This window comes from Pseudomonas tremae, from assembly GCF_023278125.1.
Classification (GTDB): Bacteria; Pseudomonadota; Gammaproteobacteria; order Pseudomonadales; family Pseudomonadaceae; genus Aquipseudomonas; species Aquipseudomonas tremae.
Genome location: NZ_CP066270.1, coordinates 2330001 through 2349207, shown reverse-complemented (window position 1 = coordinate 2349207; position 19207 = coordinate 2330001). Strand labels below are relative to the sequence as shown.

Here is a 19207-nt window from a genome sequence, read left to right as displayed (position 1 = left end):
GCATGAATAGCCCGCTAATCCAGACTGACCGTTTCGCCCTGAGCGAAACCGAGCGCTCGGCCATCGAGCATGAGATGCATCACTACGAAGACCCGCGCGCGGCGTCCATCGAAGCCCTGAAGATTGTTCAGAAGGAACGCGGCTGGGTGCCGGACGGCGCCATCTATGCGATCGGCGATCTGCTGGGTATCCCGGCGAGCGACGTCGAAGGTGTTGCGACCTTCTACAGCCAGATATTCCGCCAGCCGGTCGGACGTCACATCATTCGTGTCTGCAACAGCATGGTGTGCTTCATCGGTGGTCACGAGAACGTGGTGGACGAAATCAAAACTTCGCTGGGTATTGGCCTTGGGCAAACTACTGCTGACGGCCGCTTCACCTTGCTGCCGGTATGCTGCCTCGGTAACTGCGACAAGGCCCCGGCCGTGATGGTCGATGACGACACTTTCGGCGATGTACAGCCTGCTGGCGTTGCCAAGATGCTGGAGGGTTACCTATGACCATCACTTCCTTCGGCCCAGCCAACCGCATTACGCGTACGGCTGAAACCCACCCGCTGACCTGGCGTCTGCGTGATGACGGCGAGCCGGTCTGGCTCGACGAATATCAGACCAAAGACGGCTATGCAGCGGCGCGCAAGGCGCTGACCCAGCAGGCGCCTGACGATATCGTTCAGTCGGTCAAGGACTCCGGCCTCAAAGGTCGCGGCGGTGCGGGCTTCCCGACTGGCGTGAAATGGGGCCTGATGCCCAAAGACGAATCCATGAACATCCGCTACCTGCTGTGCAATGCGGATGAAATGGAGCCCAACACCTGGAAAGACCGCATGCTGATGGAGCAATTGCCCCATCTGCTGATCGAGGGCATGCTGATCAGCGCACGCGCGCTCAAGGCCTATCGCGGCTACATCTTCCTGCGAGGCGAATATGTAACGGCTGCGAAGCACTTGAACCGTGCCGTGGCTGAAGCCAAGGCTGCCGGTCTGCTGGGCAAAAACATCCTGGGCACTGGTTTCGACTTCGAGCTGTTCGTGCATACCGGCGCCGGTCGTTATATCTGCGGTGAAGAAACCGCTCTGATCAACTCGCTCGAAGGCCGCCGTGCCAACCCGCGCTCCAAGCCACCCTTCCCCGCCGCCGTAGGCGTCTGGGGCAAGCCGACCTGCGTGAACAATGTCGAGACGCTGTGCAACGTGCCAGCCATCGTCAATAACGGCAACGACTGGTACAAGTCGCTGGCCCGCGAAGGCAGTGAAGACCACGGCACCAAGCTGATGGGCTTCTCCGGCAAGGTCAAGAACCCCGGTTTGTGGGAGTTGCCTTTCGGCGTGCAGGCTCGCGAACTGTTCGAAGACTATGCCGGTGGCATGCGCGACGGTTTCAAGCTCAAGTGCTGGCAGCCAGGCGGCGCGGGAACCGGCTTCCTGCTGCCAGAGCATCTGGATGCGCAGATGTACGCTGGCGGTATTGCCAAGGTCGGCACCCGAATGGGCACCGGACTGGCGATGGCTGTAGACGATTCGGTCAACATGGTGTCGCTGCTGCGCAACATGGAAGAGTTCTTTGCTCAGGAATCCTGTGGTTTCTGCACCCCTTGCCGTGACGGCCTGCCGTGGAGCGTGAAGATGCTTCGCGCCATCGAAATGGGCCAGGGTCAGCCGGGGGATATCGAAACCCTGCTGGGACTGGTCAATTTCCTTGGCCCTGGCAAGACGTTCTGCGCTCACGCACCAGGTGCCGTCGAGCCGCTTGGCAGTGCAATCAAGTACTTCCGCTCGGAGTTCGAAGCAGGCATAGCGCCCGCCAGCGCGTCCACACTTGTTCCGGGTAAAAGTCCGACTGTGGTCGGCGCATAACAAGACACAACGGTCGGCGGCTGTTCGGGCTGCCGACCTCGTACCTGCTGACGCCTGCGGGCTGAACGATACGGGTACTACCGAGATTCCATTAGCCACGCCCGCTGACAACGGGCCAACGAAGACCTTTGAACCATGGCTACTATTCACGTAGACGGCAAAGCGCTCGAAGTCGATGGTGCAGACAACCTGTTACAGGCATGTCTGTCGCTGGGCCTCGACATCCCTTATTTCTGCTGGCACCCCGCCCTTGGCAGCGTTGGCGCCTGTCGCCAGTGCGCGGTCAAGCAGTACACCGACGAAAACGACACCCGTGGTCGTATCGTCATGTCTTGCATGACACCAGCCACCGACAACACCTGGATCTCCATCGAAGACGATGAATCCAAGGCCTTTCGGGCCAGTGTCGTCGAATGGCTGATGACCAACCATCCGCACGACTGCCCTGTCTGTGAGGAAGGCGGTCACTGCCACCTGCAGGACATGACGGTGATGACCGGCCATAACGAGCGCCGTTATCGCTTCACCAAACGCACCCACCAGAATCAGGAGCTGGGGCCGTTCATCGCGCATGAGATGAACCGCTGCATCGCCTGTTATCGTTGCGTGCGCTTCTATAAAGACTACGCTGGCGGCACCGACCTGGGCGTTTACGGCGCTCACGACAACGTGTACTTCGGCCGCGTCGAAGATGGCACGCTGGAAAGCGAGTTCTCCGGCAACCTCACCGAAGTCTGCCCGACCGGTGTGTTTACCGACAAGACTCACTCCGAGCGCTACAACCGCAAATGGGACATGCAGTTCTCGCCGAGCATCTGCCACGGCTGCTCCAGCGGTTGCAACATCAGCCCAGGCGAGCGTTACGGTGAGCTGCGCCGCATCGAAAACCGCTATAACGGTTCGGTCAACCAGTACTTCCTGTGTGACCGCGGTCGTTTTGGCTACGGCTATGTCAACCGCACAGACCGTCCACGTCAGCCATTACTGGCTGATGGTCAGGTCAAGCTGAGCCTGGATCAGGCACTGGACAAGGCCGCTGACCTGTTGCGCGGTCGCAATATTGTCGGCATCGGCTCGCCTCGTGCCAGTCTGGAAAGCAACTATGCCCTGCGCGAACTGGTCGGGGCCGAACACTTCTACAGTGGTATCGAAGCCGGCGAGCTGGAACGTGTACGCCTGATCCTCAAGGTGCTGAACGACAGCCCGCTGCCGATTCCTACCCTGCGAGACATCGAAGATCACGACGCCATTTTCGTCCTTGGCGAAGACCTGACCCAGACCGCAGCGCGCATGGCGCTGGGCCTGCGTCAGGCCGTCAAGGGCAAGGCCGAAGACATGGCCGCAGCGATGAAAGTCCAGCCGTGGCTCGATGCTGCTGTGAAGAACATCGGTCAGCATGAACTGAACCCGCTGTTCATCGCCAGCCTGGCTGAAACCCGACTCGACGACATCGCAGAAGAATGTGTCCACGCCGCACCGGATGACCTCGCACGCATCGGCTTCGCTGTTGCCCACGCACTGGACGCCAGCGCACCGGCCGTTGAAGGTCTGGACAGCGAAGCGCTGGAACTGGCGCAACGTATTGCCGACGCCCTCCTCGCGGCCAAGCGCCCGCTGATCATTTCCGGCAGTTCGCTGGGTTCGACAGCGTTGATCGAAGCAGCGGCAAACATTGCCAAGGCTCTGAAGCTACGCGACAAACAGGGCTCTATCAGCCTGATCGTGCCAGAAGCCAACAGCATGGGCCTGGCTATGTTCGGCGGTGAGTCTGTCGATGCTGCACTGCAGGCAGTGATTTCCGGTCAGGCCGACGCCATTGTGGTTCTGGAAAACGATCTGTATCGCCGTGTGGACGCCAAAATCGTCGACGCTGCACTGAGCGCGGCGAAAGTGGTGATCGTTGCTGACCATCAAAAAACACCGACTGTTGATCGCGCACATCTGGTTCTGCCAGCAGCCAGCTTTGCCGAAGGCGATGGCACACTGGTCAGCCAGGAGGGCCGCGCTCAGCGCTTCTTCCAGGTGTTCGACCCAACCTATCTGGACCCTGCCATTCTGGTTCACGAAGGCTGGCGCTGGATGCATGCCCTGCGCGCGACCTTGCTGGACAAGCCGGTTGACTGGACTCAGCTTGATCACGTCACCGAAGCCTGTGCTGGCAGCTCTGCGCAACTCGCCGGTATCGTCAATGCTGCACCGTCTGCCTCGTTCCGCATCAAAGGCCTGAAGCTGGCTCGCGAACCGCTGCGCTACAGCGGTCGTACAGCGATGCGCGCGAACATCAGCGTGCATGAGCCTCGTACCTCGCAAGACATCGATACCGCCTTCTCCTTCTCCATGGAAGGCTACTCGGGTTCTGCCGAACCTCGTCAGCAGGTGCCATTCGCCTGGTCGCCGGGCTGGAACTCGCCGCAAGCCTGGAACAAGTTCCAAGACGAAGTTGGCGGTCATTTGCGCGCCGGCGACCCAGGCACCCGCCTGATCGAAAGCCATGGCGATGGTCTGTCGTGGTTCTCCGGTGTTCCACGCGCGTTCTCCCCGGAGCGCGGTACCTGGCAGGTCGTGCCGTTCTTCCACCTGTTCGGCAGCGACGAGACCTCGTCACTGGCTGCACCGGTTCAAGAGCGCATTCCCCAGCCATACGTGGCACTGGCCAAGTCCGAAGCCGATCGTCTGGGCGTCAACGAAGGTGCCCTGCTTTCGCTGAGCGTTGCAGGACAGTCGCTGACACTGCCGCTACGTATCAATGAAGAACTGGGCGCCGGTCTGGTGGCATTGCCGGCCGGTTTGCCAGGCATTCCACCAGCGATCTTCGGCAAATCCGTTGACGGTCTGCAGGAGGCAGCGCAATGACCTGGTTCACCCCTGATGTGATTGACGCAATACTTGCTGCGGTCAAGGCCATTGTCGTGCTGCTGGCCGTTGTGGTCTGCGGCGCGCTGCTTAGCTTTGTGGAACGTCGTCTGCTGGGTTGGTGGCAGGACCGCTACGGCCCGAACCGCGTTGGCCCGTTCGGCATGTTCCAGATCGCAGCCGACATGCTGAAAATGTTCTTCAAGGAAGACTGGACACCACCGTTCGCCGACAAGGTGATATTCACCCTGGCACCGGTCGTGGCCATGAGCGCCTTGTTGATCGCCTTCGCTGTGATTCCGATCACACCTACCTGGGGCGTGGCGGACCTGAACATCGGCCTGCTGTTCTTCTTCGCTATGGCCGGTCTGTCGGTGTATGCCGTCTTGTTTGCGGGCTGGTCGAGCAACAACAAGTTCGCCCTGTTGGGCAGCCTGCGTGCTTCGGCGCAAACTGTATCCTACGAAGTGTTCATGGGCCTGGCGCTGATGGGCATCGTGGTTCAGGTCGGCTCGTTCAACATGCGCGACATCGTCGAATATCAGGCGCAGAACCTGTGGTTCATCATTCCGCAGTTCTTCGGCTTCTGTACGTTCTTCATCGCAGGCGTTGCGGTCACTCACCGTCACCCGTTTGACCAGCCGGAAGCCGAGCAGGAACTGGCTGACGGCTACCACATTGAATATGCAGGCATGAAATGGGGCATGTTCTTCGTGGGTGAATACATCGGGATCATCCTGATCTCGGCGCTGCTGGTCACGCTGTTCTTCGGTGGCTGGCACGGTCCGTTCGATATCCTGCCATCGCTTGCGTTCTTCTGGTTCGCCTTGAAAACCGCGTTCTTCATCATGCTGTTCATTCTGCTGCGCGCTTCCATCCCGCGCCCGCGTTATGACCAGGTCATGGATTTCAGCTGGAAGTTCTGTCTGCCGCTGACCCTGATCAATTTGCTGGTGACTGCTGCGATCGTGTTGTTGAACACACCGGCAGGCTCGGTTCAGTGAGGATTTGACCCATGTTCAAATATATTGGTGACATCGTTAAGGGTACTGGTACCCAGTTGCGCAGCATGGTGATGGTGTTCGGTCACGGCTTCCGCAAACGCGACACCCTGCAATACCCCGAAGAACAGGTCTACCTGCCGCCGCGCTACCGTGGCCGTATCGTTCTGACCCGCGACCCTGACGGCGAAGAACGCTGCGTGGCCTGCAACCTGTGCGCCGTGGCCTGCCCGGTGGGTTGTATTTCACTGCAAAAGGCCGAGACAGAGGACGGGCGCTGGTATCCGGACTTTTTCCGTATCAACTTCTCGCGCTGCATTTTCTGTGGCCTGTGCGAAGAAGCCTGCCCGACTACCGCAATCCAGCTTACGCCGGACTTCGAGATGGCCGACTTCAAGCGTCAGGATCTGGTCTACGAGAAGGAAGATCTGCTGATCTCCGGTCCCGGTAAGAACCCTGACTACAACTTCTATCGCGTGGCCGGTATGGCCATCGGCGGCAAGCCCAAGGGCGCCGCACAGAATGAAGCCGAGCCGATCAACGTCAAGAGCTTGCTGCCTTAAGGAAGTAAAGATGGAATTCGCTTTCTACTTCGCATCCGGAATCGCTGTTGTGTCCACCCTTAGGGTGATCACCAACACCAATCCGGTGCATGCCCTGCTCTACCTGATCATTTCGCTGATCGCTGTGGCCATGACCTTTTTCAGCCTCGGCGCGCCATTTGCCGGGGTACTGGAAGTTATTGCCTATGCGGGCGCGATCATGGTCCTGTTCGTCTTTGTGGTCATGATGCTGAACCTGGGCCCGGCCTCGGTTCAGCAGGAACGCGCCTGGCTCAAACCCGGCATCTGGATTGGCCCGGTGATTCTCGGCACGCTGTTGCTGGCCGAGCTGCTGTACGTACTCTTCGCCAATCCGACCGGCGCTGCCATCGGTCACACCACGGTCGACGCCAAGGCGGTCGGCATCAGCCTGTTCGGGCCTTATCTGCTGGTGGTGGAACTCGCCTCGATGCTGCTGCTCGCTGCAGCCATCACGGCATTCCATCTGGGCCGCAACGAGGCCAAGGAGCCAAGCCAATGAATGCTATCCCTCTTGAACACGGTCTGGCGGTTGCCGGGGTCCTGTTCTGCCTGGGTCTGGTCGGCCTGATGGTGCGCCGCAACATTCTCTTTGTGTTGATGAGCCTGGAAATCATGATGAACGCCGCTGCTCTGGCGTTTGTAGTTGCCGGCAGTCGCTGGGCGCAACCGGATGGGCAGGTCATGTTCATCCTGGTGATCAGCCTTGCGGCAGCCGAGGCCAGTATCGGCCTGGCGATCCTGATGCAACTGTATCGCCGCTTCCACACTCTCGATATCGATGCTGCCAGCGAGATGCGCGGATGAATCTTCTCTTTCTGACTTTCGTATTTCCCCTCATCGGCTTTCTGCTGCTGTCGTTCTCTCGAGGACGCATCTCGGAAAATCTCGCAGCGCTGATCGGCGTGGGCTCCATTGGCCTGTCGGCTGTCGTGACGGCCTGGATCATCTGGCAGTTCAATGTCGCACCGCCAGAAGGCGGTCACTACACCCAGGTGCTGTGGCGCTGGATGGACGTCGATGGCTTCCAGCCCAACTTCGCGCTGTATCTGGACGGTCTCTCCGTCACGATGCTCGGTGTCGTGGTGGGCGTCGGTTTCCTGATCCACCTGTTCGCCTCCTGGTACATGCGCGGCGAAGCCGGTTACTCACGCTTTTTCTCGTACACCAACCTGTTCATCGCCAGCATGCTGTTCCTGATACTGGGCGATAACCTGCTGTTCATTTACTTTGGCTGGGAAGGTGTAGGCCTGTGCAGCTACCTGTTGATCGGTTTCTACTACAGCAACCGCAACAACGGCAACGCAGCACTCAAGGCCTTTATCGTCACCCGTATCGGCGACGTGTTCATGGCCATCGGCATGTTCATCCTGTTCCAGCAGTTGGGTACGCTCAATGTGCAGGAGCTGCTGATCAAGGCGCCTGAGCACTTCAAGGTTGGCGATTTCTGGATCGTGCTGGCAACGCTGATGCTGCTTGGCGGTGCCGTCGGTAAATCCGCGCAGCTGCCACTGCAGACCTGGCTGGCAGACGCAATGGCCGGCCCTACTCCGGTTTCTGCATTGATCCACGCGGCCACAATGGTAACGGCAGGTGTCTACCTGATCGCGCGGACTCATGGCCTGTTTGCACTGGCACCCGACATCCTGCATCTGGTAGGTCTGGTCGGTGGCGTCACGCTGGTACTGGCCGGTTTTGCAGCACTCGTGCAGACCGACATCAAACGCATTCTCGCCTACTCGACCATGAGCCAGATCGGCTACATGTTCCTGGCGTTGGGTGTAGGTGCCTGGGAAGGCGCGATCTTCCATCTGATGACTCACGCCTTCTTCAAGGCGCTGCTGTTCCTTGCGTCGGGTGCGGTCATCGTTGCCTGCCACCATGAACAGAACATCTTCAAGATGGGCGGCCTGTGGAAGAAACTGCCTCTGGCCTATGCCAGCTTCATCGTCGGCGGTGCTGCGTTGTCTGCCTTGCCGCTGTTGACTGCCGGTTTCTACTCCAAGGACGAAATCCTCTGGGAAGCGTTCGCCAGCGGTAACAATGGTCTGCTGTATGCCGGTCTGGTCGGCGCGTTCATGACCTCGCTGTACACCTTCCGCCTGATCTTCATCGCGTTTCATGGTGAGGCCAAGACTGAAGCGCACGCGGGTCACGGCATTGCTCACTGGTTGCCACTGTCGGTGCTGATCGTACTGTCGACATTCGTCGGCGCGATGATCACCCCGCCGCTGGCCGGTGTTCTGCCGCAAAGCGTCGGGCATGCCGGTGGCGAAGCCAAGCACAGCCTGGAAATCGCCTCGGGGGCCATTGCCCTGGCCGGTATCCTGCTGGCAGCGTTGCTGTTTCTCGGCAAGCGTCGCCTGGCAACGGCTATCGCCAATAGTGGTCCGGGTCGCTTCCTCTCAGCCTGGTGGTTCGCCGCCTGGGGCTTCGACTGGATCTACGACAAGCTGTTCGTCAAACCTTATCTGGCGATCAGCCATGTGCTGCGTAGCGATCCATTCGACCGCACCATCGGCTTGATCCCACGTCTGGTCAAAGGCGGTCATGACACCATGAGCCGTACCGAGACCGGCCAGTTGCGTTGGTATGCTGCCTCGATCGCCGTGGGTGCCGTTCTGGTACTCGGCGCCGTCGTTCTGGTTGCGGTCTGACATGAACCTTGCGAATTTGCGAAAGGAATTGAGCCCGTCATGATTCTGCCTTGGCTAATCCTGATCCCCTTTATCGGCGGCCTGCTGTGCTGGCTGGGTGAGCGCTTCGGCTCTACCCTGCCGCGCTGGATCGCGCTGCTGACAATGACCCTCGAACTGGTTCTCGGCCTCTGGCTGTGGGCAACCGGCAACTTCGGCTACGCGCCGGTGCCTGGTGCCGATCCGACCTGGACCCTGGAATTCCACCACCCGTGGATCACCCGCTTCGGCATCGACGTGCACCTGGCACTCGACGGCCTTTCGCTACTGATGATCCTGTTGACCGGCCTGCTCGGCGTTCTGTCGGTGCTGTGCTCGTGGAAGGAAATCCAGCGCAAGGTGGGCTTCTTCCACCTTAACCTGATGTGGATTCTGGGCGGTGTCGTCGGCGTGTTCCTGGCCATCGACCTGTTCATGTTCTTCTTCTTCTGGGAAATGATGCTGGTGCCGATGTATTTCCTCATCGCACTGTGGGGCCATAGCTCATCGGACGGCAAGAAAACCCGGATCTACGCGGCGACCAAGTTCTTCATCTTCACCCAGGCCAGCGGTCTGATCATGCTGGTGGCGATCCTTGGTCTGGTGCTGGTGCATTTCAACCAGACCGGCGTGATCACCTTTGCCTACGCCGACCTGTTGAAGACCAAGCTGGCGCCAGGTACCGAGTACATCCTGATGCTGGGCTTCTTCATCGCTTTCGCGGTGAAGCTGCCGGTGGTGCCACTGCACTCCTGGCTGCCTGATGCACATGCACAGGCACCGACTGCCGGTTCCGTCGACCTTGCCGGTATCCTGCTGAAAACCGCTGCCTACGGCCTGCTGCGCTTCGCCCTGCCACTGTTCCCCAATGCATCGGCCGAATTCGCGCCGATTGCGATGGGCCTGGGTCTGGTCGGTATCTTCTACGGCGCATTTCTGGCTTTCGCCCAGACCGATATCAAGCGTCTCATCGCGTTTTCCAGTGTGTCGCACATGGGCTTCGTGCTGATCGGTATCTACTCGGGCAGCCAGCAGGCGTTGCAAGGCGTGCTGATCCAGATGATTGCGCATGGTCTGTCAGCTGCTGCCCTGTTCATTCTCAGTGGCCAGTTGTACGAACGTATGCACACTCGGGATATGCGAGAAATGGGTGGCCTGTGGTCACGCATCGCTTACATACCGGCGATCAGTCTGTTCTTCGCGGCTGCCTCTCTGGGTCTGCCCGGCACTGGTAACTTCGTCGGTGAGTTCCTGATCCTGCTGGGCAGTTTCGCCAGTTCGCCATGGATCACGGCAATTGCCACTTCCGGCCTGGTGTTTGGTTCTGTCTACTCGCTGATCATGATCCACCGCGCCTACTTCGGCCCGTCGAAATCCGACGAGGTTCTGAAAGGCATGGACGGACGGGAAATGATCATGGTGCTGGGCCTTGCCGTGTTGCTGATCGTGCTCGGGGTTTTCCCGCAGCCGTTCCTCGATACCTCGGCAGCAACCATGCACGGCGTGCAGCAATGGCTAGGCACTGCCTTCACTCAACTCGCTTCGGCCCGGTAAGAGCGCTATGGACCTGACGATTCAACACTTTATTGCGCTTGCGCCACTGCTGATCACCAGCCTCACCGTTGTAGTGGTGATGTTGGCGATTGCATGGCGCCGCAATCACTCACAAACGTTCCTGCTGTCGGTAGCAGGCCTCAACCTGGCGCTGCTGTCGATTTACCCGGCACTGAAAGTTGCCCCGCTGGTGGTGACACCGCTGCTGCACATCGACAACTTTGCCTGTCTGTATATGGCGATCATCCTCGCCTCTACTCTGGCTTGCGTAACGATGGCGCACGCTTATCTGGGCGACGGCAAGGCAGGCTATCCGGGCAACCGCGAAGAACTTTACCTGCTGATCCTGCTGGCAGCTGCCGGCGGCCTGGTGCTGGTCAGTGCTCAGCATCTGGCTGGCCTGTTCATCGGCCTGGAGCTGCTGTCGGTGCCGGTCTATGGCCTGGTGGCTTATGCCTTCTTCAACAAGCGCTCGCTGGAAGGCGGCATCAAGTACATGGTGCTATCGGCAGCCGGGTCGGCTTTCCTGCTGTTCGGCATGGCGTTGTTATACGCAGAAGCGGGTTCTCTGAGCTTTGAAGGCATCGGCAAGGCTATTGCAGCTACAGGCATGCCCAGCCCGATCGCCAGCCTGGGCCTGGGCATGATGGTTGTGGGGCTTGCCTTCAAACTGTCGCTGGTACCTTTCCACCTGTGGACCCCGGACGTTTACGAAGGCGCACCCGCCCCTGTCGCTGCGTTTCTGGCCACAGCGAGCAAGGTCGCCGTGTTCGCAGTGCTGGTGCGTCTGTTCCAGATTTCCCCGGCTGCGAGCAGTGGCGTGCTGCATGACGTACTGGCAGTGATTGCAGTAGCGTCCATTCTGGTCGGTAACCTGCTGGCATTGACTCAGACCAACCTCAAGCGTCTGCTGGGCTACTCGTCCATCGCACACTTCGGTTACCTGATGATCGCGCTGGTAGCCAGCAAAGGTATGGCAGTCGAAGCCATTGGCGTCTATCTGGCGACCTACGTCCTGACATCGCTGGGCAGCTTCGGTGTGATCACCATGATGTCCTCGCCTTACAGCGGGCGTGATGCCGATGCGATGTTCGAATACCGTGGTCTGTTCTGGCGTCGTCCTTATCTGACGGCAGTCATGACCCTGATGATGCTGTCGCTGGCCGGCATCCCGCTCACTGCCGGTTTCATCGGCAAGTTCTACATCATGGCAACCGGCGTCGAGTCGCAACTGTGGTGGCTGGTCGGGGCGCTGGTAATCGGTAGCGCTATCGGTCTGTTCTACTACCTGCGCGTGATGGTGACCATGTATCTGGTCGACAACAAGATGCCGCGTCACGACGCTGCAATCAACTGGGCACAGCGCACAGGTGGCGTAATGCTGCTGGCTGTGGCGATCCTGACGTTTGCACTGGGTGTTTACCCGCAACCGCTGCTGGACCTGGTGGTCAATGCCGGCTTGCACGTCGCAGGCTGATCATCCGGAAACAAAAAACCCTGCTAGAGCAGGGTTTTTTTTGCCTCCGAGAATTAGCCCGGCAGCTTTACCGTCTTTTTGGCTCCGCTGAACAGTCCCCAGCTGGAGATGAATAGCGCAGCGATCAGAGGCCCTATCACAAAGCCATTCAGACCAAAGACCGACATGCCGCCCAGAGTAGAAATCAGGATCAGGTAGTCCGGCATCTTGGTGTCCTTGCCAACCAGAACCGGGCGCAACACGTTGTCCACCAGTCCGATGACGAATACACCGAACAACCCCAGAATCACGCCTTGCCAGATCATGCCGCTGAGCAGGAAGTAGACAGCTACTGGAGCCCAGACAATTCCCGCGCCGACTGCCGGCAAAAGCGACAGAAAGGCCATGATCACGGCCCAGAGCAATGCGCTTGGAATATCCAGCGCCCAGAAGATGAAGCCTCCCAGCATGCCCTGTGTCACCGCGACCACCACGTTGCCTTTCACTGTGGCACGTACCACTCGGGTGAATTTGAGCTGCAAACGACGCTTCTGTTGTTCGCCCAGCGGGAAGGCAGTGCGTATCTTGCGTACCAGTTCCTGCCCGTCGCGCAGAAAGAAATACAACAGATAAAGCATGATGAAGACGCTCACCACGAAATCGAACGTGCCCTGCCCGAAGCTGAAAGCCTGGGTTGCAAGATACTGACTACCCTGCATCGCACCTTTGGTGATCTTGTCGCGCAGCCCTTCAAGATCGCCCATGCCCAGACGGTCGAGCAATGCCTGAATCGAGTGTGGCAGCAGGTCCTTGAATTCGGCCAGGTAGCCAGCAATATCCAGCTGTCCGGTTTCGACGTTTTTGTACAGTGTGGTGCCTTCCTGAACCAGCAAGGCGCTGATGACGATCACCGGAAGAATCGCAATCACCAGACAGATCGTCAGGGTACACAGGGAGGTGAGATTGCGTGACCAGTTAAACTTGATCTGCAGCCTGCGCTGTACTGGCGCAAAAATGATTCCGAGAATAACCGCCCAGAACACCGCACCATAAAACGGCAGCAGAATCCAGATGAAGGCAATGCTCACCAGCACCAATAGCAGAATAAGGGTTTTGTATTGCAACGTGGTTTCGTCCATGTCCTGTCCATGTCAGTAAACCGCGCCTTGCGCGCGGTCTAGAGCTTAGTCAGCACATGAACGTACGAGTGCCATCTCATGCAGGCAATATGATCGCAAGGCAACAACCTCCAACAAGGTTTTATGCTGCGGCCCGACCAGTCAAGGTGGACTGCTCAGGGTGCCGTGCGCTCAGGCAGTTCGATACGTACGCGAAGCCCCCCGGCAGGGCTCTCCAGCAACTGCAGCTGACCGCCCCACGCTTCAACGATGTCGCGCACGATGCCCAGCCCCAGCCCGTGACCCGTGATCTGCTCGTCCAGACGAGCCCCACGACTGAATACCTCTGCACGCTGAGATTCGGGAATGCCGGGCCCATCGTCGTCGATCAACAGGCAGAAGCCATGATTCTGACGCAAGATACCTAATCGTACTTCGCTGTCGGCCCACTTGCAGGCGTTGTCCAGCAGATTGCCCAGCAGCTCCAGAATATCCTCCCGATCCCAAGGCAGGTACATGCCTGGCTCGACGTCATTGAGCAACTGCAGGTGAGCACCGTGGATCATCCCCAGGGTAGAAAACAACCCGGGCAACTCTGCATCACAATCAAAACGAGCACCCGGCAGCGCATCGCCGGAAAGGCGTGCTCGATTGAGCTCACGCTCAAGACGCAGACGGATGTTTTCCAGTTGCTCCTGGAGCGTCTTGCGCAACGCAGGATTGGCATCGAGCTCCCCGCTCAAGGCAAGGCTGAGGAGAACGGCAAGCGGCGTCTTCAGAGCGTGCCCCAGATTCCCCAACGCGTTGCGTGAACGCTTCAGACTGTCCTCGGTGTGCGCAAGCAGGTGGTTGATCTGGGCGACCAGAGGCTCGAGCTCAAGAGGTACCTGATTATCCAGCTGGGAACGCTGGCCCTGCTGGAGCTGGGATATCTGCTCTCGAACGGTTTCCAGCGGACGCAGTGCCCTTCGCACGGTAATGCGCTGCAGTACAAGCACAAGAATCAGCGCTGCGAGCCCGAGCCCTAGCCCGATCTGCTGCATGAGGCGAAAGCTTGCCCTTACCGGGGTGTAGTCCTGCGCGACAGTGATGGAAATCTGCTGGCCGAACTTGCGATATTCGCTGGTCAGCATCAACAGTGACTGTCCGGTTTTGCCTAGCTCAAGATTGGCATGCAGACCCACACCAGGTTGAGGAAGCTCGAAATCCCACAATGACCGGGATCGCCAGTGCCCTTGCGGCAGGTCCATACGAAAATAATGGCCGGACAAAGGACGCTGATAGGCCCCTGATAAGCGATGATCGTCGAGTTGCAGTCCGGCGGGGCCGCGAACCAACGCTACCAGAAGGTTCTCGCTTTGGTTGCGCAGGCCCGATTCCAGGTAACGTTGCAGACCCACTTCAAACAGCCAGAGACTGGTCTGCGCCATCACCAGACCAACGACCACCATGACAGCGATCAGGCCGAGGCTCAAACGTCGCTGTATGGATTTCAACCTCCGGCTCCGCCGTAAAGGTAGCCTTGCCCGCGACGTGTCTCTATGACCGCACGACCCAGCTTGCGCCTCAGATGATTGACGTGGACTTCGATGACATTCGAGTCACGCTCGTTTTCACCGTCATACAAATGCTCGGACAGATGGCTTTTGGAGAGAATCTGCCCAGGGTGAAGCATGAAATAGCGTAGAAGGCGAAACTCTGCGGACGTAAGCTGGATATCAACACCATCGCGGCTGACGCATTGCCGACCTTCATCCAGATTAAGGCCTGCGGATTCAAGCGTTGGCTGGTTGGCCAGACCATGCGAGCGACGCAACAGGGCCTGAATACGCAGTTGCAGCTCTTCAGGATGAAAAGGCTTGGGCAGGTAATCGTCGGCACCGGCCTTCAATCCTTCTATTCGCTCTGACCAAGAGCCCCGCGCCGTAAGGATCAGTACCGGCGTCGCCAGACCTTTGCCACGCCATTGCTGTAATACCTCAAGCCCCGACATCCCAGGCAAACCCAGATCCAGAACTATGAGGTCGTACGGCTCACTGGCCCCCTGATACACCGCATCACGTCCGTCAGCCAGCCAATCGACTGCGTAACCTTGCCTGCCCAAGGCAGCAAGCAGCTCGTCGGCGAGGGGAACATGGTCTTCAACCAGTAGCAGGCGCATCAATCATCCTCGTCTTTCAGTAACTGACTGCTGTCGCGGGCATCGAACTTGAGCTCTCGCACAACACCCTGCGGAGTCAGCAGCTCGAACTCGTAAACGTACCTATTGTTTTTCTCTTCAAGCTCGGCTTCCAGCAAACGCGAACCGGGGTGCAGCCCCATCGCTCGTTCGATGAACTGTTCAAGCGGCAGAATCACTCCGCGCTGACGCAAACTGAGCGCTTCATCCTGATTCAAATCTCTGGCAAGCGCTAAGGAGCAGATCAGGCTCAAACCAAGGATGGCACAGAGATGCTTGTCGACATTCATTAGTTGTCCTGATGATTCCGGTAGACCTGGCCTGTGGCGGCGTCTATTTCGAGGTCCCACTCAATATCCTGCGCATCGCGCAGCTCGACATTGTAAACGTACCTGCCGTAGATGTTCTTGAGCTGAGTGCCAATAATGCTTGCGCCTGGGTGCTTGCTTAAGGCCTTGGCATCAAGCTTTTCGCTTGACTGGAGCGTGCCCGCATCACTGAGACGCAGCACCTCAAGCGGATCAACACCTTGCGCCTGACTGGTCGAAGAAACCAGAGCAAGTGTGATAAGCGACGCAAGGTTCGTCAGCGTTTTCATTATTAATGGGAGTCCATAGCCGTCGATGCTTTTATGGTGCTCACCTTAACTGGCGCAACTTAACTCAAGCTGAATAGATCTGGCCGAGTGCCATCATTTTTAAAGCGTCGTCATCTTTTTGGTTGCATGGAGTTTCGGACCATTGCTGTTAAACTTGCCGCCTGCATTTATCGCGTCTGCGATCGCCATTTTTCGGGGCCAATACACAGTGGAAATCTTCAAAGAGTTTACGTTTGAGTCAGCACATCTCCTCCCCCACGTTCCTGAGGGGCATAAGTGCGGACGTCTGCACGGTCATTCATTTCGAGTCGGTATTCACCTGGCCGGCAAGGTAGACCCGCATACTGGGTGGATTCGAGATTTCTCCGAAATCAAAGCCATCTTCAAGCCGCTTTACGAGCGCCTTGACCACCATTATCTGAATGACATCCCAGGCCTGGAAAACCCGACCAGCGAAAATCTTGCGAAGTGGATCTGGGATGAATTGAAACCGTTGCTACCTGAGCTTTCGGCCATCCGCATTCACGAGACCTGCACCAGTGGTTGTGAGTATCGCGGAGATTGATCTGCACCAAACGTAAAACCACCTTGCCGGTGGTTTTTTTATGCCTGCAATCAGAGCACGGGCACTACCAGGATTTTCGCACTGAGCTTCATACATACAAAGTCAAAGGCTGGCGCGGAGTGAAATTTGGCGAACGCCATAAAAACAAAAACCCTCAACGCATAAGCGATGAGGGTTTCTGGAATTCAATCTTGACGATGACCTACTCTCACATGGGGAAACCCCACACTACCATCGGCGATACATCGTTTCACTACTGAGTTCGGGATGGGATCAGGTGGTTCCAATGCTCTATGGTCGTCAAGAAATTCGGGTACCGAGTCGTGCCATACGGCGCGCTTCAGCAAATCGGGTATGTGACAGTCAGTTATTCAGGTGTCGCTTGTGACGCAAACTTTCGGTTCGTGTCATCTTCACAGTCACCGCAATCTGGTCATTCGACGCAAATTGCTTGGGTGTTATATGGTCAAGCCTCACGGGCAATTAGTATTGGTTAGCTCAACGCCTCACAGCGCTTACACACCCAACCTATCAACGTCGTAGTCTTCGACGGCCCTTCAGGGAACTCAAGGTTCCAGTGAGATCTCATCTTGAGGCAAGTTTCCCGCTTAGATGCTTTCAGCGGTTATCTTTTCCGAACATAGCTACCCGGCAATGCCACTGGCGTGACAACCGGAACACCAGAGGTTCGTCCACTCCGGTCCTCTCGTACTAGGAGCAGCCCCTCTCAAATCTCAAACGTCCACGGCAGATAGGGACCGAACTGTCTCACGACGTTCTAAACCCAGCTCGCGTACCACTTTAAATGGCGAACAGCCATACCCTTGGGACCGGCTTCAGCCCCAGGATGTGATGAGCCGACATCGAGGTGCCAAACACCGCCGTCGATATGAACTCTTGGGCGGTATCAGCCTGTTATCCCCGGAGTACCTTTTATCCGTTGAGCGATGGCCCTTCCATACAGAACCACCGGATCACTAAGACCTACTTTCGTACCTGCTCGACGTGTCTGTCTCGCAGTCAAGCGCGCTTTTGCCTTTATACTCTACGACCGATTTCCGACCGGTCTGAGCGCACCTTCGTACTCCTCCGTTACTCTTTAGGAGGAGACCGCCCCAGTCAAACTACCCACCATACACTGTCCTCGATCCGGATAACGGACCTGAGTTAGAACCTCAAAGTTGCCAGGGTGGTATTTCAAGGTTGGCTCCACGCGAACTGGCGTCCACGCTTCAAAGCCTCCCACCTATCCTACACAAGCAAATTCAAAGTCCAGTGCAAAGCTATAGTAAAGGTTCACGGGGTCTTTCCGTCTAGCCGCGGATACACTGCATCTTCACAGCGATTTCAATTTCACTGAGTCTCGGGTGGAGACAGCGCCGCCATCGTTACGCCATTCGTGCAGGTCGGAACTTACCCGACAAGGAATTTCGCTACCTTAGGACCGTTATAGTTACGGCCGCCGTTTACCGGGGCTTCGATCAAGAGCTTCGCTTGCGCTAACCCCATCAATTAACCTTCCGGCACCGGGCAGGCGTCACACCCTATACGTCCACTTTCGTGTTTGCAGAGTGCTGTGTTTTTAATAAACAGTCGCAGCGGCCTGGTATCTTCGACCGGCGTGGGCTTACGCAGTAAATGCTTCACCCTCACCGGCGCACCTTCTCCCGAAGTTACGGTGCCATTTTGCCTAGTTCCTTCACCCGAGTTCTCTCAAGCGCCTTGGTATTCTCTACCCAACCACCTGTGTCGGTTTGGGGTACGGTTCCTGGTTACCTGATGCTTAGAAGCTTTTCTTGGAAGCATGGCATCAACCACTTCGTGTTCTAAAAGAACACTCGTCATCAGCTCTCGGCCTTAAGATCCCGGATTTACCTAAGATCTCAGCCTACCACCTTAAACCTGGACAACCAACGCCAGGCTGGCCTAGCCTTCTCCGTCCCTCCATCGCAATAACCAGAAGTACAGGAATATTAACCTGTTTTCCATCGACTACGCTTTTCAGCCTCGCCTTAGGGACCGACTAACCCTGCGTCGATTAACGTTGCGCAGGAAACCTTGGTCTTTCGGCGTGGGTGTTTTTCACACCCATTGTCGTTACTCATGTCAGCATTCGCACTTCTGATACCTCCAGCAAGCTTCTCAACTCACCTTCACAGGCTTACAGAACGCTCCTCTACCGCATCATCAAAAGATGATACCCGTAGCTTCGGTGCATGGTTTGAGCCCCGTTACATCTTCCGCGCAGGCCGACTCGACTAGTGAGCTATTACGCTTTCTTTAAAGGGTGGCTGCTTCTAAGCCAACCTCCTAGCTGTCTAAGCCTTCCCACATCGTTTCCCACTTAACCATGACTTTGGGACCTTAGCTGACGGTCTGGGTTGTTTCCCTTTTCACGACGGACGTTAGCACCCGCCGTGTGTCTCCCATGCTCGGCACTTGTAGGTATTCGGAGTTTGCATCGGTTTGGTAAGTCGGGATGACCCCCTAGCCGAAACAGTGCTCTACCCCCTACAGTGATACATGAGGCGCTACCTAAATAGCTTTCGAGGAGAACCAGCTATCTCCGAGCTTGATTAGCCTTTCACTCCGATCCACAGGTCATCCGCTAACTTTTCAACGGTAGTCGGTTCGGTCCTCCAGTTAGTGTTACCCAACCTTCAACCTGCCCATGGATAGATCGCCCGGTTTCGGGTCTATTCCCAGCGACTAGACGCCCTATTAAGACTCGCTTTCGCTACGCCTCCCCTATTCGGTTAAGCTCGCCACTGA

At 57.5% G+C, this 19207-nt stretch carries 16 protein-coding genes and 2 rRNA genes (1 of these 18 running past the window's edge); 11 read left to right on the top strand and 7 right to left on the bottom strand.

Annotated elements, in window-relative coordinates; translation table 11 throughout:
- The first annotated feature begins 2 nt into the window (after positions 1–2).
- The 10 genes from nuoE to nuoN all read left to right on the top strand — a co-directional run bounded on the left by nuoE (position 3) and on the right by nuoN (position 11996).
- Complete coding sequence (gene nuoE, locus I9H09_RS10750; protein ID WP_024689666.1) at positions 3–500, top strand: NADH-quinone oxidoreductase subunit NuoE; 498 nt, start codon at positions 3–5, stop codon at positions 498–500.
- Positions 497–1855 carry an NADH-quinone oxidoreductase subunit NuoF gene (gene nuoF, locus I9H09_RS10745; protein WP_024689667.1) on the top strand — a complete coding sequence of 453 codons (1359 nt, stop codon included), beginning with the start codon at positions 497–499 and terminating at the stop codon, positions 1853–1855. Before nuoE ends, nuoF begins: the two co-directional genes overlap by 4 nt.
- Positions 1856–1990: 135 nt before the next feature.
- Positions 1991–4708: an NADH-quinone oxidoreductase subunit NuoG gene (nuoG, locus tag I9H09_RS10740; protein ID WP_122347032.1), complete on the top strand. Its 2718-nt coding sequence runs from the start codon at positions 1991–1993 to the stop codon at positions 4706–4708.
- Positions 4705–5712, top strand: coding sequence for an NADH-quinone oxidoreductase subunit NuoH (gene nuoH, locus I9H09_RS10735; protein WP_024689669.1), 1008 nt, complete (start codon positions 4705–4707; stop codon positions 5710–5712). Before nuoG ends, nuoH begins: the two co-directional genes overlap by 4 nt.
- Before the next feature lie 11 nt (positions 5713–5723).
- The gene (gene nuoI / locus I9H09_RS10730) at positions 5724–6272 is read left to right on the top strand and encodes an NADH-quinone oxidoreductase subunit NuoI (protein ID WP_003380115.1); all 549 of its coding nucleotides are present in this window, start codon (positions 5724–5726) and stop codon (positions 6270–6272) included.
- A 10-nt stretch (positions 6273–6282) separates the two neighbouring features.
- The gene (gene nuoJ, locus I9H09_RS10725; protein WP_003380113.1) at positions 6283–6792 is read left to right on the top strand and encodes an NADH-quinone oxidoreductase subunit J; all 510 of its coding nucleotides are present in this window, start codon (positions 6283–6285) and stop codon (positions 6790–6792) included.
- Positions 6789–7097: an NADH-quinone oxidoreductase subunit NuoK gene (nuoK, locus tag I9H09_RS10720; RefSeq protein WP_003380111.1), complete on the top strand. Its 309-nt coding sequence runs from the start codon at positions 6789–6791 to the stop codon at positions 7095–7097. The genes nuoJ and nuoK overlap by 4 nt, the downstream gene beginning before the upstream one ends.
- Entirely contained in the window at positions 7094–8947 is a 1854-nt protein-coding gene (nuoL, locus tag I9H09_RS10715; RefSeq protein WP_024670042.1) for an NADH-quinone oxidoreductase subunit L, read from the top strand. The genes nuoK and nuoL overlap by 4 nt, the downstream gene beginning before the upstream one ends.
- Positions 8948–8986: 39 nt before the next feature.
- Positions 8987–10519: an NADH-quinone oxidoreductase subunit M gene (gene nuoM / locus I9H09_RS10710; RefSeq protein ID WP_005886659.1), complete on the top strand. Its 1533-nt coding sequence runs from the start codon at positions 8987–8989 to the stop codon at positions 10517–10519.
- A gap of 7 nt (positions 10520–10526) precedes the next feature.
- The gene (gene nuoN / locus I9H09_RS10705; RefSeq protein WP_024670043.1) at positions 10527–11996 is read left to right on the top strand and encodes an NADH-quinone oxidoreductase subunit NuoN; all 1470 of its coding nucleotides are present in this window, start codon (positions 10527–10529) and stop codon (positions 11994–11996) included.
- A gap of 53 nt (positions 11997–12049) precedes the next feature.
- On the opposite strand, the gene I9H09_RS10700 is transcribed toward nuoN, so the two are convergent.
- From I9H09_RS10700 to I9H09_RS10680, 5 genes are all read right to left on the bottom strand, one after another.
- Complete coding sequence (locus tag I9H09_RS10700) at positions 12050–13114, bottom strand: AI-2E family transporter (protein ID WP_122347031.1); 1065 nt, start codon at positions 13112–13114, stop codon at positions 12050–12052.
- A 155-nt stretch (positions 13115–13269) separates the two neighbouring features.
- Positions 13270–14589 carry an ATP-binding protein gene (locus tag I9H09_RS10695; protein WP_005886654.1) on the bottom strand — a complete coding sequence of 440 codons (1320 nt, stop codon included), beginning with the start codon at positions 14587–14589 and terminating at the stop codon, positions 13270–13272.
- Positions 14586–15254, bottom strand: a complete 669-nt coding sequence (locus I9H09_RS10690) for a response regulator transcription factor (RefSeq protein WP_122313065.1) — start codon at positions 15252–15254, stop codon at positions 14586–14588. Before I9H09_RS10690 ends, I9H09_RS10695 begins: the two co-directional genes overlap by 4 nt.
- Complete coding sequence (locus I9H09_RS10685; RefSeq protein WP_005886650.1) at positions 15254–15562, bottom strand: PepSY domain-containing protein; 309 nt, start codon at positions 15560–15562, stop codon at positions 15254–15256. The genes I9H09_RS10690 and I9H09_RS10685 overlap by 1 nt, the downstream gene beginning before the upstream one ends.
- On the bottom strand, positions 15562–15870 hold the full coding sequence (locus I9H09_RS10680) for a PepSY domain-containing protein (protein WP_122313066.1): 309 nt from the start codon (positions 15868–15870) through the stop codon (positions 15562–15564). The genes I9H09_RS10685 and I9H09_RS10680 overlap by 1 nt, the downstream gene beginning before the upstream one ends.
- Before the next feature lie 208 nt (positions 15871–16078).
- Between I9H09_RS10680 and queD the strand changes: the two genes are divergently transcribed.
- Positions 16079–16435, top strand: coding sequence for a 6-carboxytetrahydropterin synthase QueD (gene queD, locus I9H09_RS10675; protein WP_055002879.1), 357 nt, complete (start codon positions 16079–16081; stop codon positions 16433–16435).
- Positions 16436–16624: 189 nt separating this feature from the next.
- Here queD and rrf read toward each other — a convergent pair.
- Together rrf and I9H09_RS10665 are read right to left on the bottom strand one after the other, a co-directional pair.
- A 5S ribosomal RNA gene (gene rrf, locus I9H09_RS10670) occupies positions 16625–16740 on the bottom strand.
- A gap of 157 nt (positions 16741–16897) precedes the next feature.
- Positions 16898–19207, bottom strand: a 23S ribosomal RNA gene (locus I9H09_RS10665) (it continues 584 nt past the right edge of the window).